Origin of the sequence: Microbacterium sp. SSM24, from assembly GCF_025989145.1 — a bacterium.
GTDB lineage: Bacteria > Actinomycetota > Actinomycetes > Actinomycetales > Microbacteriaceae > Microbacterium.
The window spans coordinates 97476-115392 of sequence record NZ_JAPDNQ010000002.1 but is presented as its reverse complement, the minus strand read 5'-3'; the positions used below and the strand labels follow the sequence as shown (position 1 = coordinate 115392).

The 17917-nt window shown below is 69.2% G+C and carries 18 protein-coding genes and 1 tRNA gene; 4 read left to right on the top strand and 15 right to left on the bottom strand.

Going from position 1 to position 17917, the window contains the following annotated elements; translation table 11 throughout:
• Window positions 1–46: 46 nt before the first annotated feature.
• From ilvD to OL358_RS12500, 3 genes are read right to left on the bottom strand one after another with little or no spacing between them, the layout of a single operon-like run.
• Window positions 47–1753, bottom strand: coding sequence for a dihydroxy-acid dehydratase (gene ilvD / locus OL358_RS12510; protein ID WP_264710398.1), 1707 nt, complete (start codon window positions 1751–1753; stop codon window positions 47–49).
• A 9-nt stretch (window positions 1754–1762) separates the two neighbouring features.
• Window positions 1763–2557: a trehalose-phosphatase gene (otsB, locus tag OL358_RS12505; RefSeq protein WP_264710397.1), complete on the bottom strand. Its 795-nt coding sequence runs from the start codon at window positions 2555–2557 to the stop codon at window positions 1763–1765.
• Window positions 2554–3996: an alpha,alpha-trehalose-phosphate synthase (UDP-forming) gene (locus tag OL358_RS12500; RefSeq protein WP_264710396.1), complete on the bottom strand. Its 1443-nt coding sequence runs from the start codon at window positions 3994–3996 to the stop codon at window positions 2554–2556. The genes otsB and OL358_RS12500 overlap by 4 nt, the downstream gene beginning before the upstream one ends.
• Before the next feature lie 137 nt (window positions 3997–4133).
• On the opposite strand from OL358_RS12500, the gene OL358_RS12495 reads away from it, so the two are divergent.
• Complete coding sequence (locus OL358_RS12495) at window positions 4134–4397, top strand: hypothetical protein (RefSeq protein ID WP_264710395.1); 264 nt, start codon at window positions 4134–4136, stop codon at window positions 4395–4397.
• On the opposite strand, the gene OL358_RS12490 is transcribed toward OL358_RS12495, so the two are convergent.
• The 4 genes from OL358_RS12490 to OL358_RS12475 all read right to left on the bottom strand — a co-directional run bounded on the left by OL358_RS12490 (window position 4394) and on the right by OL358_RS12475 (window position 7520).
• Window positions 4394–4834, bottom strand: coding sequence for a GNAT family N-acetyltransferase (locus OL358_RS12490; RefSeq protein ID WP_264710394.1), 441 nt, complete (start codon window positions 4832–4834; stop codon window positions 4394–4396). The two genes, OL358_RS12495 and OL358_RS12490, sit on opposite strands and share 4 nt — an antisense overlap.
• 76 nt (window positions 4835–4910) lie before the next feature.
• Entirely contained in the window at window positions 4911–6095 is a 1185-nt protein-coding gene (locus OL358_RS12485; RefSeq protein ID WP_264710393.1) for an acetyl-CoA C-acetyltransferase, read from the bottom strand.
• Window positions 6092–6745 carry a CoA transferase subunit B gene (locus OL358_RS12480; RefSeq protein ID WP_264710392.1) on the bottom strand — a complete coding sequence of 218 codons (654 nt, stop codon included), beginning with the start codon at window positions 6743–6745 and terminating at the stop codon, window positions 6092–6094. Before OL358_RS12480 ends, OL358_RS12485 begins: the two co-directional genes overlap by 4 nt.
• A gap of 1 nt (window position 6746) precedes the next feature.
• Window positions 6747–7520 carry a CoA transferase subunit A gene (locus tag OL358_RS12475; protein ID WP_264710391.1) on the bottom strand — a complete coding sequence of 258 codons (774 nt, stop codon included), beginning with the start codon at window positions 7518–7520 and terminating at the stop codon, window positions 6747–6749.
• A gap of 103 nt (window positions 7521–7623) precedes the next feature.
• Here OL358_RS12475 and OL358_RS12470 point away from each other — a divergent pair, with 103 nt between their 5' ends.
• Window positions 7624–8418 (top strand): IclR family transcriptional regulator, encoded by a 795-nt coding sequence (locus OL358_RS12470; RefSeq protein WP_264710390.1) that lies wholly within the window; start codon window positions 7624–7626, stop codon window positions 8416–8418.
• A gap of 139 nt (window positions 8419–8557) precedes the next feature.
• On the opposite strand, the gene OL358_RS12465 is transcribed toward OL358_RS12470, so the two are convergent.
• The 6 genes from OL358_RS12465 to OL358_RS12440 form a co-directional block, all read right to left on the bottom strand.
• Window positions 8558–9424 (bottom strand): alpha/beta fold hydrolase, encoded by an 867-nt coding sequence (locus OL358_RS12465; protein WP_264710389.1) that lies wholly within the window; start codon window positions 9422–9424, stop codon window positions 8558–8560.
• A gap of 47 nt (window positions 9425–9471) precedes the next feature.
• Window positions 9472–10227 (bottom strand): 3-hydroxybutyrate dehydrogenase, encoded by a 756-nt coding sequence (locus OL358_RS12460; protein WP_413631545.1) that lies wholly within the window; start codon window positions 10225–10227, stop codon window positions 9472–9474.
• Between the two features lie 198 nt (window positions 10228–10425).
• The gene (locus tag OL358_RS12455) at window positions 10426–11880 is read right to left on the bottom strand and encodes an HNH endonuclease signature motif containing protein (protein ID WP_264710387.1); all 1455 of its coding nucleotides are present in this window, start codon (window positions 11878–11880) and stop codon (window positions 10426–10428) included.
• Between the two features lie 275 nt (window positions 11881–12155).
• On the bottom strand, window positions 12156–13010 hold the full coding sequence (locus OL358_RS12450) for a hypothetical protein (RefSeq protein WP_264710386.1): 855 nt from the start codon (window positions 13008–13010) through the stop codon (window positions 12156–12158).
• Between the two features lie 51 nt (window positions 13011–13061).
• Complete coding sequence (locus OL358_RS12445; RefSeq protein WP_264710385.1) at window positions 13062–13919, bottom strand: hypothetical protein; 858 nt, start codon at window positions 13917–13919, stop codon at window positions 13062–13064.
• 200 nt (window positions 13920–14119) lie between these two features.
• Window positions 14120–14195: transfer RNA gene (locus OL358_RS12440), tRNA-Lys, on the bottom strand.
• A 94-nt stretch (window positions 14196–14289) separates the two neighbouring features.
• Between OL358_RS12440 and OL358_RS12435 the strand changes: the two genes are divergently transcribed.
• Together OL358_RS12435 and OL358_RS12430 are read left to right on the top strand one after the other, a co-directional pair.
• Window positions 14290–15117 carry an inositol monophosphatase family protein gene (locus OL358_RS12435; protein WP_264710384.1) on the top strand — a complete coding sequence of 276 codons (828 nt, stop codon included), beginning with the start codon at window positions 14290–14292 and terminating at the stop codon, window positions 15115–15117.
• 39 nt (window positions 15118–15156) lie between these two features.
• Window positions 15157–15741, top strand: coding sequence for a hypothetical protein (locus OL358_RS12430; protein WP_264710383.1), 585 nt, complete (start codon window positions 15157–15159; stop codon window positions 15739–15741).
• A gap of 26 nt (window positions 15742–15767) precedes the next feature.
• Here the strand turns inward: OL358_RS12430 and OL358_RS12425 are convergent, their stop codons facing one another.
• Together OL358_RS12425 and OL358_RS12420 are read right to left on the bottom strand one after the other, a co-directional pair.
• Window positions 15768–17228 carry a phytoene desaturase family protein gene (locus OL358_RS12425; RefSeq protein WP_264710382.1) on the bottom strand — a complete coding sequence of 487 codons (1461 nt, stop codon included), beginning with the start codon at window positions 17226–17228 and terminating at the stop codon, window positions 15768–15770.
• On the bottom strand, window positions 17225–17728 hold the full coding sequence (locus OL358_RS12420; protein ID WP_264710381.1) for an SRPBCC family protein: 504 nt from the start codon (window positions 17726–17728) through the stop codon (window positions 17225–17227). The genes OL358_RS12425 and OL358_RS12420 overlap by 4 nt, the downstream gene beginning before the upstream one ends.
• Window positions 17729–17917: the final 189 nt, after the last annotated feature.

Genomic DNA, 17917 nt, shown 5'->3' with positions numbered 1-17917 from the left:
TTCGATACGCGGCTTCGCGGCTGCTCAACCACCGGATGACCAGCGGTCAACCGGTGGTCGCGCCCTCCGCAGCGGAGCGCACGAGTCGGGAGTACTTGGCAAGGACGCCACGGGTATAGCGCGGGGGAAGCGGCTCCCAGCCAGAGCGGCGGGAGTCGAGCTCTGCATCATCGACGAGTAGGTCGAGCGTGCGAGCCGCGATATCGACCCGTATCAGATCACCATCGCGCACGAAGGCGATGGGACCAGCGTCCACCGCTTCGGGTGCTATGTGGCCGATGCACAGGCCGGTTGTGCCGCCTGAGAATCTGCCGTCCGTCAAGAGTAGTACATCTTTTCCGAGGCCCGCGCCCTTGATGGCGGCGGTGATCGCGAGCATCTCGCGCATGCCCGGGCCGCCCTTGGGGCCTTCGTAGCGGATCACGACGACGTCACCGGCGGCGATCTGACCGGCCTCGAGGGCGTCCATCGCCGCACGCTCGCGCTCGAACACCCGAGCGGGGCCCTCGAAGACGTTGCCGTCGAAGCCCGCGGACTTCACGACCGCGCCCTCCGGTGCGATCGACCCGTGCAGGATCGTGATGCCGCCCTGGGCGTGGATCGGGTCGTCGAACGTGTGGATCACGGTGCCGTCGACCGGGTCGGGGTTCAGGTCGGCGAGGTTCTCGGCGAGCGTCTTGCCGGTGACGGTGAGCGCGTCACCGTGGAGGAGACCCTCGTCGAGCATCGCCTTCATGATGACCGGGATGCCGCCGTGGCGGTCGACGTCGTTCATGACGAACTGGCCGAACGGCTTCATGTCGGCCACATGCGGGGTCTTGTCGCCGATGCGGTTGAAGTCGTGGAGGCTCAGCTCGACGTCGGCCTCGCGCGCGATGGCGAGCAGGTGGAGCACGACGTTGGTCGAGCCGCCGAGAGCCATCGCGAGCGCGATGGCGTTCTCGAACGCCTCCTTGGTGAGGATGTCGCGGGTCGTGATCCCCTGGCGCAGCAGGTTCACGACGGCCTCGCCCGAGCGGTGCGCGAAGTAGTCGCGACGACGGTCGGCCGACGGCGGAGCGGCGGATCCCGGCAGGCTGAGACCCAGCGCCTCAGCCACCGACGCCATCGTGTTCGCGGTGTACATGCCGCCGCACGCGCCTTCGCCGGGGGCGATCGCGCACTCGATGCGCTTGAGGTCGGCCTCGCTCATCTTGCCGGCGAGGCACGCGCCGACCGCCTCGAAGGAGTCGATGATCGTGACGTCCTTCTCGGTGCCGTCCGAGAGCTTGACCCAGCCGGGCGCGATCGAACCCGCGTAGAGGAAGACGCTCGAGAGGTCGAGCCGTGCGGAGGCCATCAGCATGCCGGGGATCGACTTGTCGCAGCCGGCGAGGAGCACGGAGCCGTCGAGGCGCTCGGCCATGATGACGGTCTCGACGGAGTCGGCGATCACCTCGCGCGAGACCAGCGAGAAGTGCATGCCCTCGTGGCCCATCGAGATGCCGTCCGAGACCGAGATGGTGCCGAACTGCAGCGGGTACCCGCCGCCGGCGTGCACGCCCTCCTTCGCGCCCTGCGCGAGCCGGTCGAGGCTCAGGTTGCAGGGCGTGATCTCGTTCCAGCTGGACGCGATGCCGATCTGCGGCTTGTCCCAGTCCTCGTCGCCCATGCCGACGGCGCGGAGCATGCCGCGCGATGTCGTCGCCTCGATGCCGTCGGTGACGACCCTGCTGCGGGGCTTGATGTCGATGGAGTTGTCAGGCTGGGGCATGCTCGCATTCTATTCCCGGGCGGCGGACCGCTCGGCCGCGATGACGGCGAGCAGCTCGGCCATCGCGGGGATGTCGGGCACGCAGATCGTCGCGGCGGTCGGACGGTTGCCGACGTGCACGCCGAGGTCGCCCTCGCCCAGGCTCGCGAGCGCATCCTCGTCGGTCACGTCGTCGCCCGCGAAGAGGACGGCGGAGGCATCCGTCCGCTCCCGCAGCTCGGCGATCGCCGAGTCCTTGCCCTCGTGGCGGAACGCGTACTCGATGATGTTGTGCCCGGTGCGGCGGCGCCACTGGGGTGCCTCGGCCGCGACGAGCGCGTCGACGAGCCTGTTGGCCTCGGTGGCCCCGGCGGGCGAGGACCTGCGCGTGTGCACGCCGAACCCGAAGCGCTTGGGCTCGATCCAGACGCCCTCGATGTGCGCCGTGGCCTGCTCGGCGTGCGCACGCAGCTCATCGCGCAGCGCGGCGTCGGCAGGGTCGTCGTCGTGCGTCACGGCGCCCTCGCCCGGGATCCAGAACTCGGCGCCGTGCGATCCCGCGAGCAGCAGCGGCGACTCGTCGTCGTGCTCGGCGATGATCCGAAGGTCGGACAGGCTGCGGCCCGACACGAGCGCCACCAGAGTCTCGGGCTCCGCGAACAGCGCGTCGAGCGCCGCACGCGCGGCGGGCAGCATGCGGGCATCCATCGGCTCGTCCTCGAGCGGCGACAGCGTGCCGTCGAAGTCCAGGGCCACGAGAAGGCGATCGGATGCCGCGATGCGCGCGATCGCGCTGCGGATCGTCTGTCCGGGTTCGGTACTCACGCGCGGCTCCTTCTCGCGTCGTTGCGGCGCTTCGCCGCCTTGGCATCGTCCAACGCGGCGAGGAAGGACTGGGACCACCGGGCGACGTCGTGCTCGATGACCCGCTTGCGCAGCGCCCGCATGCGGCGGCCCTGCTCGGCCGGGGGCATCTCGATCGCCCGCATGACGGCATCCTTCATCCCGTCGATGTCGTGGGGGTTGATGCGCACGGCGCTCGGCAGCTCGTCGGCCGCACCCGCGAACTCGCTGAGCACGAGCACACCGCGGTTGTCGACGCGCGCGGCCACGTACTCCTTCGCCACGAGGTTCATGCCGTCGCGCAGGGCGGTCACGAGCATCACGTCGGCGGCGAGGAACAGCGCCACCATCTCCTCGCGCGGGTACGCCTGGTGCAGGTAGCGGATCGCGGTATGCCCCGTCGTGTCGAAGTCGCCGTTGACCCGGCCGACCGTCAGCTCGATCTCGTCGCGCAGCTGCATGTACGCCTGGACGCGCTCGCGGCTCGGGCTCGCGACCTGCACGAGGGTGACGTCCTCGACGGAGAGCCGGCCGTCCGAGAGCAGTTCGCCGAACGCCTTCAGCCGGTGGCGGATCCCCTTCGTGTAGTCGAGGCGATCGACACCGAGCAGGATCTTCTTCGGGTTGCCGAGCTCGGCCCGGATCTCGGCCGCGCGTGCCTGGATCTCGGGATGCTGCGCCAGCTCGACGCACGACTGGGCGTCGATCGAGATCGGGAACGCCTTGGCGAGAGCGGTGCGCGTCGTGCCGTCCGGGTTCGGGACGCTGATACCCGAGGCCTTCGTATCGAAGCGCAGCACGCGGCGCACGGCGCGGGCGAAGTTCCCGGCATCGGCGACGCGCTGGAAGCCGATGACGTCGGCGCCGAGAAGTCCTTCCAGCACCTGGCGTCTCCACGGCAGCTGCGAGTACAGGCCGTATGCCGGGAAGGGAATGTGGTGGAAGTAGCCGATCGTGAGGTCGGGACGCATCTCGCGCAGCATCCGCGGCACCAGCTGCAGCTGGTAGTCCTGCACCCAGACCTCGGCGCCGTCGGCGGCGGCAGCGGCCGCGGCCTCGGCGAACCGGCGATTGACCCGCACGTACGCGTCCCACCACACGCGGCGGTAGCGCGGCTCGGCGATGACATCGTGGTAGAGCGGCCAGAACGTGTCGTTCGACATGCCTTCGTAGTACTTCTCGACGTCGTCGGCGCTGAGGCGCACCGGCACGAGGTGCGTGCCCTCGAACTCGAAGGGATCGACGTCGATGTCGGGCTGGCCGGGCCAACCGACCCACGCGCCGTCGGCCCGGCGCATCACGGGCTCGAGCGCCGTCACGAGGCCTCCGGGCGAGCGCCGCCATGAGGGCTCTCCGGAACCGTCGACCACGCGGTCCACGGGAAGACGGTTCGCAACGACGACGAGCTCTGCCTGGGTCACTCGGGCTCCTGACGGTGGCTGGGGGACGAGGCATCCCCAGGCTATCGCGGCCTGCGAGCCCGCTCCGTCGCCTTGACGCGGGCGGTCTTGCCTGTCAAGGGCAGACGATGACGGATGCCGCGCGCTAGCGTGGGCGCATGCGAAAGTACCTCTTCGGCACCGGCCTGCTGACCGCCATCACCGGAGGGCTGACCCTGCTGCGCGGGATGCGCGAGGACGCGCCCTTCACGTGGCGCAGCGCGCTGGGGTGGCTGAGCTGGGCGATCTCGGTCGCGCTCGTGGTCGGCGCGATCATCGACGTGCGCCGCGCATCGACGGGTCACGTCATCGACGAAGACTCCCCCGTGCACGGCCAGGAGAAGAAGCTGGTGCGCGAGCGCGCGCGCCGGCACCGCGTCTAGAGCTCGATCTCGTAGTGCACGAACCCGGTCGACGTGGCGACCCGGTCGTACAGCGACCGTGCGGTCGCGTTGTCGTGCTTCGTGAGCCAGTACACCTTCTCCGCGCCGAACAGGACCGCCCAGTCGCGGACGTGATCGATGAGGGCGGCGCCGGCGCCCGCGCCTCGCGCCGCCGGATCGACGTAGAGGTCCTCCAGATAGCAGTACACCGCGGTGGTCCACGTGCTGGGGTGCGTGAGCCAGTGCACCAGTCCGATCGGCCGGCCGTCGGCATCCCTCGCCAGAACCCCGTGGAGCTGCTCGTCCGCGAGGATCCGCCGGAACGTCGAATCTGTGACGTCGTCGGGGATCTCGGACTCGTAGAAAGTGAGGTACGCCTGCCACAGGGCGTCCCAGGCCGGACGGTCGTCCGCCGTGATCGGGGTGATGGTCGTCATGTCGCGACGGTATCCCGGCGCGCTCGCCGGTGCCACCCGGCGCGCGCACCGGTGGGCGAGAAGCGGATGCCGTCGTTCAGCGCGTGAGGATGAGGGCGTCGCCCTGACCGCCGCCGCCGCACAGCGCCACCGCTGCGGTGCCACCTCCGCGACGGACGAGCTCGTGCACCGCGTGCACGACCAGCCGGTTCCCGGATGCTCCGATCGGGTGGCCGATCGCGATGCCGCCTCCGTGCGGGTTGACGACGTCGTCCGAGAGTCCGAGCTCGGCCTGCGAGCGCGCGACGACGGCGCCGAACGCCTCGTTGATCTCGACGAGGTCGAGGTCGGACACCGCGATGCCCTGCTTGGCCACGGCCTTCTCGATCGCACGGGCGGGCTGCGCGTGCAGCGAGTTGTCGGGTCCGGCGACCTGTCCCGATGCGCCGACGACGGCAAGGACGGGCCAGCCGTTCTCGTCGGCGTGCGAGCGGCGCGTGAGCACGACGGCCGAGGCGCCGTCGGAGATCTGCGAAGAGTTGCCCGCGGTGATCGAGCCTCCCTGCGCGAACGCGGGTCGCAGTCCGGCGAGCGTGTCGACCGTCGTCTCGGGCCGCACGCCCTCGTCCTTCGTGACGACGACCAGGTCGCCCTTGCGCTGCGGGATCTCGACGGGCACGATCTCGGCGTCGAAGCGCCCGTCGGCCTGCGCCTGGGCGGCGCGCTGGTGCGAGCGTGCCGCGACCGCGTCCTGCGCTTCGCGCGTGACGTCGAAGCGGTCGTTGTGACGCTCGGTCGATGCGCCCATGCTCTCGCGATCGTAGGCGTCGGTGAGCCCGTCGACGGCCATGTGGTCGAGGACTTCGACCGAGCCGTACGTCCAGCCGTCGCGGGAGCCCATGAGCAGGTGCGGCGCGCGGGTCATCGATTCCATGCCCGCCGCGACCACCACGGTCGCGTCGCCCACGGCGAGCATGCGCGCGCCGTCGATGATGGCCGTGAGACCGGAGAGGCACACCTTGTTGATGGATCCGGCGTGCACATCCCACCCGATGCCGGCACCGATCGCGGCCTGGCGTGCGGGGTTCTGACCGGCACCCGCGGGGAGCACCTGCCCGACGAGCACGGCGTCGACCGCCTCGGCCGGGATGCCGCCCTGTGCGAGCGCTCCGCGGATCGCCGCACTGCCGAGCTGCACCGCGGTGAGCGGTGCCAGCTGGCCCTTGAGGCGCCCTTGCGGCGTGCGTGCGGCAGCGATGATGACGACGTCGTCGTGGTTCATGATTCCTCCTGGAGTGCGGCGGCGACGATGAGCGGGGGCTCCGTCGCGGCGATGACCTCTTCGACGGTGACGCCGGGGGCGACCTCCACGAGCACGAGCCCGTCGGAGGTCACGTCGATGACGGCGAGGTCGGTGATGATGCGGTCGACCACGCCTCGGCCGGTGAGCGGCAGCGAGCAGTCGACGACGATCTTGGGGGTGCCGTCCTTCGCGACGTGCTCCATCAGCACGATCACGCGCGCGGCGCCGTGAACGAGGTCCATCGCGCCGCCGGGGCCCTTGACCATCTTCCCCGGGATCATCCAGTTCGCGAGGTCGCCCGTGGCCGACACCTGCATCGCACCGAGGATGGCGGCGTCGATCTTGCCGCCGCGGATCATGCCGAAGCTCGTCGCCGAGTCGAAGAACGCGGCGCCCGCGAGCGTGGTGACGGTCTCCTTGCCGGCGTTGATGAGGTCGGGGTCCACGTGCTCGTCGGCCGGGTAGGGACCGACCCCGAGGATGCCGTTCTCTGACTGCAGCACCACTGTGACGCCGTCGGGAACGAAGTTGGGGACCAGCGTGGGCAGGCCGATGCCGAGGTTGACGTAGGCGCCGTCGGCGAGCTCGCGGGCGGCGCGCGCCGCCATCTGAGTACGGGTGAGCGCCATGTCAGCGGCCTGCCTCTCGGACGGTGCGCCGTTCGATGCGCTTCTCGATATCGGAGCCGACCTCCACGATGCGGTGCACGTAGATGCCGGGAAGGTGGATGCCGTCGGGGTCGAGCTCGCCGGGCTCGACCAGCTCCTCCACCTGCGCGATGCAGACGCGACCCGCCATGGCGGCGAGAGGGTTGAAGTTGCGCGCGGACTTGTTGAAGATCAGGTTGCCGTGGCGATCGCCCTTGAGCGCATGGACGAGCGCGAAGTCGGTGACGATGGCCTCCTCGAGCACGTATTCACGGGGCTGTCCGGAGACGTCGAAGGTGCGGACGTCCTTGACCGGCGATGCCACCGCGATGCCGCCGTCGCCGTCGTAGCGGCGCGGCAGGCCGCCCTCCGCCACCTGCGTGCCGACACCGGTCTGCGTGTAGAACGCCGCGATGCCCGACCCGCCGGCGCGCAGCTTCTCGGCGAGCGTGCCCTGCGGCGTGAGCTCCAGTTCGAGTTCGCCGGAGAGGAACTGGCGTTCGAACTCCTTGTTCTCGCCGACGTACGACGACGTCATCTTGCGGATGCGCTTGGCGTTCAGCAGGACGCCGAGACCCCAGTCATCCACGCCGCAGTTGTTGCTCACGATGCTCAGGTCGCCCGTCCCCTGCGCGAGGAGGGCATCGATGAGGGCGATGGGATTGCCCGAGAGCCCGAAGCCGCCGACGGCGAGAGAGGCTCCGTCCGGGATGTCGGCGACGGCTTCGGCGGCCGACCCCCACGTCTTGTCGATCACGTGCTGCTCCTTCGCTCGCGGATGCCTCCATCCTGCGCCCGTTCCCCCGCCGGCGCATCGCCGTGTTTGCCATGTGGAGGAGGGCGCGCGTAGTGTCCACATCGTGGACAACCAGGGATCGAAGCGGCGAAGCGTGCCGGGTGCGCAGTCGGTGGCGCGCGCTGCGCGTCTGCTGCGCCTCGTGACCTCCGCGGGCGACGACGGGGTGCCCGTGGCCGAGCTCGCGCGACGGGCCGAACTCACGCGGCCCACGACCCATCGGCTTCTGACGGCGCTCCAGCACGAGGGGCTCGTCGATCAGGACGATCGCTCGGGTCTGTGGATGCCCGGACCTGAGCTCTTCCTCATGGGGTCGGTGGCGGCATCCCGGTACGACATCACCGGCATCGCCCGCGACATCGTCCGATCGCTCGCGGTCCGCACCGAGGAGAGTGCGTTCCTGTCGGTGCGGCGGGGGGACGAGACCGTATGCCTCCTGCGCGAGGAAGGAAGCTTCCCGATCCGGTCGTTCGTGCTGTCGGAGGGCGTGCGCTTTCCTCTCGGAGTCGCGTCCGCCGGGCTTGCGATCCTGGCGTTCCTGCCTCCCCACGATGTGGACGCGTACTTCGAGCGGCATCCGGGACTCGCGGATGAGTGGGGCGCTCCGCACAGCGAGACGCGGCTGCGGGGCAGACTCCGGGACACGCAGGAGCGCGGGTACGCGGTCAACTCCGGGCTGATCGTCGAGGGGTCGTACGGCGTGGGTGCCGCGGTGTTCAGTCGCGAGGGGCATCCGCAGTGGGCGCTCAGTCTCACCGGCGTGGAGTTCCGCTTCGGTCCGGACCGGCTGCCCGAGCTCGGCCGCACCCTGCTGGCGCACGCGCATCAGCTCACGACGCGGATCGCCGCCGCACGCTGAACGTGTCGTTCCCGGGCCGTGCGGGTCGGGAAGCGCCTCGTGGGCGGGGCTGCCCGCAGGTCGCCGTCGCGCCTCGGCGACTCGCGCTGGGGCTACGTCGTGATGGGGCTACGTCGTGATGGGTCCTATCGCGCGGGAGTCACGTCGCGCTGAGCTCCTCGCGGATGACCCGGGCGACAGCATCCGCCCCGGCGGGCGACATGACGATCGTGTAGTGATTGACGCCTTCGACGCGTTCGTGCCGCACGGACGGGTTCGCTGCGAGCACACGATCGAGGTGCGCGGGAGCGTACAGTCCCGGCTCCTCGTTCTGGAGGCCGCGAGGCACCGTGATCATGCGCGTCGGATGCCGCAGCCCGGCCAGCGCGTCTGTCAGGGCGGTTCCGGTGATCATGTCAGCGGTGTCGTCGGCGGTGGTGCGGTAGCTCGTGGCGGGGCGGTAGGAGCCGTCGCCGGCGTCGACGAGGTCGTACGTCAGGTACGCCTCGAGTTCGGGCGTCCAGTCATCGCCGAATGCCGGGTGCGCACGCCAGAAGTCGAGATACTCCTCCGCGCCGGAGAATCGCATCGACAGGCGTGCCGCCGTCGGTCCGAGTATGCCGGCGACGAGGGCGTCCGCGTCGACGCCCGGCGGCACGTCGAGGGGCAGCCCGCCGTCGACGAGCACGAGCCGGGACACGCGCTCGGGATACAGGTGCGCGAACACAACGGCCACGAATCCGCCCATCGAGTGACCGGCGACGAGCGCGCGCTCGATGCCGAGTGCGTCGAGTGCTGCCGCCATGTCGTCCGCGTGTGCGCGCATGCCGGATGAGCCGACGAGCCCGTTGCTCGCGCCACGTCCGCGCAGATCGGGCGCGATTGCGCGGATGCCGGGCAGCCGGTCGACCACGAAGGGCCACGCGAGGTGGGATGCCGTCACCCCGTGGATCAGGAGCACGTCGGAGGCATCCGGGACCTGCGAGTCGGGATCCCACACCGCGACGCGCAGGTCGCCGTCTGCCACGGGGACGTCGAGCGTGCGAGAGCGGTGGTGCGTCGAGCCCGCCGACATCAGCGGGCCGTCCAGCCGCCGTCGATCGTGTAGGACGCGCCCGTGACCATGCCGGCGTTTTCGGACACGAGCCAGCCCGCGAGCGACGCGACCTCCTCGGCCTCGACGAGGCGCTTGACCGCGGTCTCGGTGAGCATGACCTTCTCCACGACTTCGCTCTCCGGAATGCCGTGCACCTTGGCCTGGTCGGCGATCTGCTTCTCGACCAACGGTGTGCGGACGTACGCGGGGTTGATGCAGTTGCTCGTCACGCCGTGCGATCCACCTTCCAGCGCCGTGACCTTCGAGAGTCCTTCGAGGCCGTGCTTGGCTGCGACGTAGGCGGATTTGAAGGGGCTCGCGCGCAGACCGTGCGCGCTCGAGATGTTGATGACGCGTCCCCACCCCCGTTCGTACATCCGCGGCAGTGCGGCGCGGATGAGCAGGAACGGCGACTCGAGCATCAACCGCAGCAGGAGGCGGAACGTGTCGGGATCGAACTCTGTGATGGGGCTCACCCGCTGGATGCCCGCGTTGTTGACGAGGATGTCGATGTCCAGCTGAAGATCGTCGAGCGCCGCAGTGTCGGACAGGTCCATGATCCAGGCTTCGCCGCCCACCTCGTCTGCGGCGGTGGTCGCGGCTTCCTCGTTCAGATCCGCGACGATCACGTGCGCTCCGCGCTTCGCGAACTCGTGCACGCAGGCCAGCCCGATGCCGCTCCCACCGCCGGTCACGAGCGCACGCCGACCGGCGAGATCGTTGTCAGACGTCACAGGTTCCTCCGCTCTCATTCGGATCCACGACGGATGGATGCGTCCCGCAGCCGTGAGAGGCGAATGCATGATCAGTGTCGCACCCGCTGTCTGCTTCCACCCTCACGGACGCGTTCATGTTCCGGTCCTGGGCGCGCGCTCTCATGTCCGCCCACCGGTTGCGGTGCGGGTGGTGTGGTGCATGGTGTGGCCGCGTGTTCATGGCCCTCCGCTAGTTGCGGTTCGGGTGGTGTGGTGTTGTCGGAGGCGGGTGGGTGAGGTGGTGGTGGGTCGCCATCGGCCGGCGGTGTCCCACCAGGAGGGGCCGCGGACTTCGGGGATGCCGTTTCGCATGCGGATGGTCCAGCCGCTGGTGTCGAGGGTGCGGTGGTGGTGCCAACACAACAGGACACCGTTGTCGGTGTGGGTGGGTCCGCCGTGGGCGTGTTCGTGGACGTGGTGGATCTCGCACCATGCGGCCGGGACGTGGCAGCCGGGGATGATGCAGCCGCCGTCGCGGAGGGTGATGGCTTTGCGCTGGTGCGGCCCGAAGACCCGGTCGATGGTGTGGATCGCCCGGATCCGGCCGGTCTGGTCGCTGGTGACGCGTTGGATCGTGCCGGTGCAGGCAACGTGCCGGGCCACGGTGAGGGAGACGGGTTCGTCGCAGCCGTCCAGGTGGGCGTGCCCGGTCCCGGACCGCAGATCGCCCTCGATCACAGAGACCACGAGAGTGGGGGCGGCGCCCCCGATCGTCGGCACTTCGGCGGAGCGGGCGGCGACCGAGAGGACGGTCGCGAACGCGTCGTGCTGCCGCTGCACGCGGGTGCGCGGGTCGGCCTGATCCTGGAACGGCACCTCCCGGTCATCGACGGCAGCGTCGACGACGGTGAAGTGCGGTCCGGCAGGCGCCGCGGGTCCCCCGGTCTTGGGGTTGAGAATGCTGTGGAACAGGGTCTCGAGTTGCCCGGCGACTTCGGGGAGCAGCTGCCCCCGGATGGGGACCAGCCCATCCCGGCACACCCCGAGGGTCAGCCCTCGTTTGCGCAGCGCCCGGGTCTCGCGGGGCTCGGCGCCGTCTTGGTCCAGGAACATCGCCCACACCTGCGCCTGCACCCGCAACTCATCCGCGCCCGGAGCCGGTGCCCCATCGCACCCGGCACCCCGGGCCGCCGCACCCAGTTCCTCGTCGGCCGCCCGGCGCGCCTGGGCCGCACACCCCGCCCCGTCCAACGCAGCCACCACCGCGACCAGGCCGTCCACTCCGACCGCGCCGGAGGCGAGTGCGTCGCGCATCGCGGGATAGGCCGCCGGCAGGAGTTCCCCGGTGGTGACGGCGACCGGCCGGGCCACCGCCCGCGCCCCCCGCAGCACCTCCCCGACTGTCCGTGATGACTGCCGGGTGACCCGCTGCACCAGTTCTCTCACCGACCGGCAGCCGTGCACGGTGGTGATCCGCTCCGCGTGCGGCGCAGCATCCGCCCGCTCCCCCACCTCCGCGACCACCCCGACCAGCACCGCGTCGACCAGCCGTGAGACCGCGGCGACCTGCGCCAACAACCCCAACAACTCAGGATCGTCCGCTGCGCGCAACCCGGCACCGTCGAACACCCCGGTGGCCGCGTCGCCGAGCAGGCGTTCCACCTGCTGCAGGGTGTCGGCGAGGGCGTCCATACCCACAGTCTGCCGCCCACCTCCGACATCCGAGGCCCTGGAAACCCCCAGATCAACGACCGAAACGAAACCTGTGGACAACCCGAAAGCACCCAACCTGTGGAGGAGTAGACCCGTCACCCCAGCAGCAAGTCCCAGGCCAGATGAGGACCGAGCGACGGGAGCCACCCGCCACGCGCCACCAGGCTGGAAATCTCGGACTGCAACCCTTCACCCCCACGCTGAGCCGTCTGTGCCAGCCCGAGGTGTCAACGAGGAGGATTAAGCGTGAGCGATTAGACGTCTGGGTTAGAGCCGGTGGCCCCGTCGCTTGACGGCGTGATGACCATCACCACGGACTGCGGATCGACCACTCTCGATTCCCGCAATCCTTGCGCCGATCGTGCTTTGCGCATGTTCGCGAGTCCACTTCTGCGCTCTCGAATGAGGGCAGGATCGCTCATTACTGGATGAGAGGACCCTATGCTTCGCTGCCCGCTGCGTGGCCGGTCGCGATCGATGGTCGTTCTAGCAGCCGGGACCGCACGCAGGAGTTCGAGCAGTGCTGCCTCATATCGGAAGAGATCGAATCGGACTGCGCCGTAGACGACCTCGCCGGACATCGGCAGGAACGTGCGCATGTTGGCATGCAACGGACCACTCGCCCGCGTTGGCTCGCTGAGTCGGTCGGCCTGATACACGATGTCGGCAATGTATAGGTCGCTCGTGGAATAGATGTCGTTGTCCTCGACTGCCTGGTCGAGCCGTTCGTCAATGTGCTCAACCGGGTCGCGCACATCGCTGATGGTGAGCAGCACGGAGTCCTCGCGGACATCAAGCAGAGCCCGAAGCCGCTCGCCTCTTGCGTTTGAATTCGCTCGCGCTTGCTTCTGATTCAAGTCCCCACGCGCTCGAATACCCGCGGGCTTGAGCAAACGCGACAGCACGATGCCTGCCGTCAGCGCACCCTGCAAGTCGGCCCAGACCTCCAGAGGGTCGTGAACGTTTCTCCACACCTCCAGGTCTGGCGGCTCGCCCTCTCGCGCCCATATGCGGTGCAAGTGAATCAGGGCGATCTGAGCTTGCGACGCGCATACCGTGACAAACGAGTGCTCTCCCTTGATGCTCTCTCCCGGATTGAGAGACGTCATCAAGACGGGGTAACGGCGCGCGGTCACTCATACACCTTCCGACACTCGGCGTTACGGGCGACGAGCGATAGCGCCCGAGGAGAACCACTGAACCAGCGGAACCGCCAGCATTACCGCGACCTCGGCCTCCGCTTGCGTGTTGGGCGCCCAGTCCGGCTGACCCGCGTGACGACCCTGACCAGCCCAGAGCATCTGAATCATGCTCAGCAGCACCGCTGTCGTCGGGTAGTCCTTGTGCTGCTTCTTGATGTCGAGAGCCCAGTCCTTTTGGTCCCGCATCACTGTGAATACCTTGCCCAGGGTGGCGCTTGGGTCGGTCGGGATCACGACTGGGATGGCGGCGGCTTCAACGGCGAGAACCGCCTGGCGGTAGCCCGTCTCAGGCATCGGATTCACACCGAAGACCGCGTGCCAAGCCTCCGAAAGCAGCGTCCCGGCATGACCCGGTGTTGACATCGCGGTCTCAGCGGCCTGCTGCACGCCTTCCGGTACTCGCAACTCCAAGCCTGGGACTCCGCGCCGATCACCGACCTTCCAGCGTGACCCGCCCGCTTCCAGGATTGCGTTGAGCAGCGCAAGAATTCCAGCACTTCTTTCGGACTGAGGCTCCTGCGAACGCTTCCAGACAAGGAAGTCGACAAAGCGAATGTATAGCGCGCTGTCGTTGTAGAGGTGGTACTCAAAAGCCGAGCCGCCCCCGCGCTGCAAGTATTCCGCGATCGGATCGGCCGATCGCGCGCGCCGGTCAAACTCGCGAATGAGGTCATGGTCAACAGTCGGGCCGCTCGTCGTATTCATGCTGATCGCGCGGGCAAGCCAACCCTTCATGTCCTCGCGCATCCACGGCTGTATCCCGTCAACCAGCTCTGCGTGCTGTTCTGGCGACATCCCCATTGGTACCCAAGCCATGGCTACATTCTGGCTGAGCCGCCCGACACAGATCCGCTGAGACACACGCGCTGTTTCCGCGCTGTTGCCCGATCCGGCCGGAAATGGCGGAAGGCCCGGACTCTGATTTACCTCAGAGATTCCGGGCTCTCCTGGCTGGCGCCCCGAAACCACACCCCGGAAACGCAGAAGAGCGGCCCCGAAGGACCGCTCTTCTCTGGTGGTGCACCCCCTGGGACTTGAACCCAGAACCCACTGATTAAGAGTCAGTTGCTCTGCCGATTGAGCTAGAGGTGCGTGATCCGCGACGAGGCGAACCGAGGGTCAACATTAGCATCACGATTGCGTCACCGGAAATCGAGGCCACGTCCCTCCGGATATCCTGGATCGCGTGACTTCCTCCTCCGCTGCGACGCCCTTCGATGCGCCGTACGAGGGTGATCTCGGCGCCGAGTTGGAGCTGGCGCTGCGGCTCGCAGACGCAGCGGACACAGCATCCATGAGCCGTTTCGACGCCGCTGATCTGGAGGTGTCGACGAAGGCTGACGCGACGCACGTGACCGAGGCTGATCTCGCGACGGAGCGCGCCATCCGCGCGATCCTCGAGGTCGAGCGTCCGGGTGACGGCGTCTTCGGCGAGGAGTACGGGGTCAGCGGCGACGCGCAGCGCCAGTGGATCATCGATCCGATCGACGGCACCGCCAACTACCTCAAGGGCATTCCGATGTGGACGACGCTGATCGCGCTGGCGATCGACGGGATCCCCCGGGTGGGTGTCGCGAGCCAGCCCGCGATCGGCCGCCGCTGGTGGGCCGCCACGGGACTCGGAGCCTGGACCAACACGACATCGGGAGCGCCTCGTCGACTCGCCGTGTCGTCGGTCGCGACGATCGCCGAGTCGAGCGTGAGCTTCCAGAGCATCGGCCAGTGGCGGGACGCCGGTGAGCTCGACGCCCTCGAGCGTCTGACGTCGGCCGTGTGGCGGGATCGCGGGTACGGCGACGCGTGGCCGTACATGCTCCTCGCGGAGGGTCGGCTCGAGTTCGTCGCCGAGTTCGGCGTGAAGGAGTACGACATCGCGGCACTTGTGCCCATCGTGACCGAGGCGGGAGGCCGGTTCACCTCGTACGCCGGCAATGACTCGCTCTCCGAGCGATCGTCCCTCGCCACCAATCGCGTGCTTCACGACGCGTATCTCGACCTGCTCCGCGCCCAGTGACTCACCCCTGCCTTCTCACCCCCCTCCGGAGACCGCTCGATGTTCCCCCCACGACACCGACTCGGCGCCGCGCTCGTCCTCGCACTCTTCGCCGGCGCAGGCGTGACGGCCTGTGCCGCGCAGCCGGCACCCGCGCCGCAGGTCACTGAGACCACGGCTGGCACTCCCACCGCGTCCGCGCCGGAGCCGTCGGCGACGCCGACCCAGGATGCCGCCGCCGAGGACCCGACGTGCGAAACCCTGATCGGGCCCGAGATCGTCGCCGACTTCGAGAGCGTCGGCTGGACCTCGCAGGCGGAGGAGCTCTACATCGGGGATCGGATGCTCGACGAGGGCCTGCAGTGCGTGTGGGCGGACTTCGAGGGGCCGGCGGGCGACCATCTTCAGATGTTCGGCTGGGGCAGGATCTCGGCCGATGACGCATCCGAATCGCAGGCGTGGCTCGTCTCCCAGGGCTGGATCCGCGAGGATTCCGATTCCGGTGTCTACATCACCACGCCGAAGGGCACGGCGATCGTCGTCGACGACGACGGCTACGGCATGACCTATCTCTTCGGCGACGGATGGGTGAAGTTCGCCGACACGAAGCAGGGCATCCTGCTCATCGAGTGGCCGAAGCCCTGACCTGATCTCAGATCCTCGCCGATCGGTCAGTCCCGCGGCGAGAGGTCGGGGATCGCGCGTCGCCCGAATTCGTGGCGCAGCGCGCTGCGCGCGGCGAACCATCCCACGAGGCCGTGCACGCCGGGGCCGGGAGGGGCGGATGCCGAGGCCAGATAGACGCCCGGAAGGGGGGTCCGCCACGGATCGGCGCTGAGAACGGGCCGGCGCACCATCTGGCGAAGCGTCGGGGCTCCGGCGGCGATGTCGCCTCCGGGATAGTTCGGGTTGTGCAGCTCGACGTCGACGGCGGTGCGTGAACTCGTCGCGAGGATCGTGTCGCGGAAGCCCGGCGCGAACCTCTCGATCTGCGCGATCACGGCCTCGCGGCGATCGACGTCGCTGCCCGTCGGCACATGCGTGTACGTCCAGAGCACGTGCTTCCCGGCGGGCGCGCGGGTCGCGTCGAACACGGACGGCTGGGACACGAGCACGTAGGGCCGCCCCGGCAGCCGGCCGCGGTTGACCTCGTTCTCGGCCGCGGCGACTTCCGCCCTGGTGCCGCCGACGTGGACGGTGCCGGCGGCGCGGACCGCTGCATGAGTCCACGGCACCGGCTCGCTGAGTGCGAAGTCGACCTTGGCGACCGCGCCGCCGTAGCGGAATCCCTCGAGCGCACGCCGGTACCGCGGCGGCACGTCGGTCCCGGCGAGTCGGAGCAGGGCACGCGGCGTGACGTCGAGCAGCTTCACCCTCGCGGGCGGCAGCTGCGCGAGCGACGTGATGTCGTGGTCGAGGACGATTTCGCCGCCGTGCACGCGCAGATCGTCGACCAGCGCATCGACGATCGCCTGACTGCCGCCGACGGGGATGGGCCACCCCCGTGCGTGCGCGTATGCGCCGAGAGCGAGGCCGGCCCCCGCAGCCGCGATGCTCGGCTGCGACAGGATCGTGTGGGCCGCGACACCCGTCAGCAGCGCCGGCGCGGCATCCTCACGGAACCGGAGGTTCCAGGCCGGACTACCCTGCTCGAGGGCGCGAACCCCGAAAGTCACCGCGGTCACCGGGTCGCTCGGCACGCGAAGGAGCGGTGAGCCCGTGAACTCGGCGACGCGGGTCGCGTGGCGCACGAGGGGCGCCATGAGCCTCTCGTAGGCGGGGCCGTCACGGCCGAGCTCGTCGAGGGTGCGTGCGAGGTCGCGGTACGCGATGCCCGCCCGTCCGCCGTCGAGCGGGTGCGCGTACGACAGGTCGGGGGTGACGAACTCGACGCGGTCACGCAGACCGAACTCGCGGAAGAACCGGGATTCGAACGCGAGCGGATGCACCGCCGAGCACACGTCGTGCCGAAAGCCCGGGAGCGTGAGTTCACGCGTCGCCGCTCCCCCACCGGCCTGGTCGGCTCGCTCGTACACGCGAACGCGGAGTCCTGCGCGCGCGAGCACGACCGCCGCCGCCAGACCGTTCGGCCCGGCACCGACGACCACGGCGTCGAGATCGCTGTCGCTCACGTCGTGTTCGCGTCCTCTCCGCTGCGGGTCAGTTCGTCCTCCGCGGTCGTCGCGCCTTGCGAGCGCGGAGCCGTCCCTTCAGCAAGGTACGCCAGTCGGTGCAGTGTCTCGGTGTTCCGCCAGTGCAACAGCAGGTCCATGATCGGCTCGGGCACGAACCGCCCGGGCCCGGCGACGGCCTCCTCCTGGATGCGTACGACGCACCCGTCGCCGCGCTTCTTCACGTTGATCGTCACGCGCGCCTCGCCGACGGGCCACCCACGCGCCAGCATGACGAGGTGGTGAGGAGACTCGCTCGCCTCCACCACGGTGCGGTCGTCGATGAGCGCCGGCCAGACACCGAAGGAATGGTGCAGCTGCGATCCCTCCGCCGGCCACGTCTCGTCGACCTTGCGCATACGCGACGCTCCGACGACCCACGACGGGTAGAGCCAGCCGTCCGCGAGAACGCGGAACACGTCCTCCGGCGTGCAGCGCAGCATCCTGGTGTTCCGTGACATCCGTTTCGCCCTCCCCGTGATCTGCTCCGACGGTACGAGCGACGGATGCCGCGGCGCAGCCGCTTGCGCGGGTGCCGACGGTGTGCTCGAGAAGCGCCTCGTACTCGGCCATGGGCGAGACAGGGATCGGCGATCCCAGGGTGAACCCGCCCTGAATCCGCCGGCGCCGTTCCCCGACGCTGGGATCAT

What these genes read in the sequence shown, in the direction of transcription:
- ilvD (WP_264710398.1), bottom strand. Translation starts at nt 1,753, where the DNA reads ATGCCCCAGCCTGACAACTCCATCGACATCAAGCCCCGCAGCAGGGTC.
- OL358_RS12495 (WP_264710395.1), top strand. Translation starts at nt 4,134, where the DNA reads ATGCGAAAGTACCTCTTCGGCACCGGCCTGCTGACCGCCATCACCGGA.
- OL358_RS12490 (WP_264710394.1), bottom strand. Translation starts at nt 4,834, where the DNA reads ATGACGACCATCACCCCGATCACGGCGGACGACCGTCCGGCCTGGGAC.
- OL358_RS12485 (WP_264710393.1), bottom strand. Translation starts at nt 6,095, where the DNA reads ATGAACCACGACGACGTCGTCATCATCGCTGCCGCACGCACGCCGCAA.
- OL358_RS12480 (WP_264710392.1), bottom strand. Translation starts at nt 6,745, where the DNA reads ATGGCGCTCACCCGTACTCAGATGGCGGCGCGCGCCGCCCGCGAGCTC.
- OL358_RS12455 (WP_264710387.1), bottom strand. Translation starts at nt 11,880, where the DNA reads ATGGACGCCCTCGCCGACACCCTGCAGCAGGTGGAACGCCTGCTCGGC.
- OL358_RS12450 (WP_264710386.1), bottom strand. Translation starts at nt 13,010, where the DNA reads ATGACGTCTCTCAATCCGGGAGAGAGCATCAAGGGAGAGCACTCGTTT.
- OL358_RS12445 (WP_264710385.1), bottom strand. Translation starts at nt 13,919, where the DNA reads ATGGCTTGGGTACCAATGGGGATGTCGCCAGAACAGCACGCAGAGCTG.
- OL358_RS12430 (WP_264710383.1), top strand. Translation starts at nt 15,157, where the DNA reads ATGTTCCCCCCACGACACCGACTCGGCGCCGCGCTCGTCCTCGCACTC.
- OL358_RS12420 (WP_264710381.1), bottom strand. Translation starts at nt 17,728, where the DNA reads ATGTCACGGAACACCAGGATGCTGCGCTGCACGCCGGAGGACGTGTTC.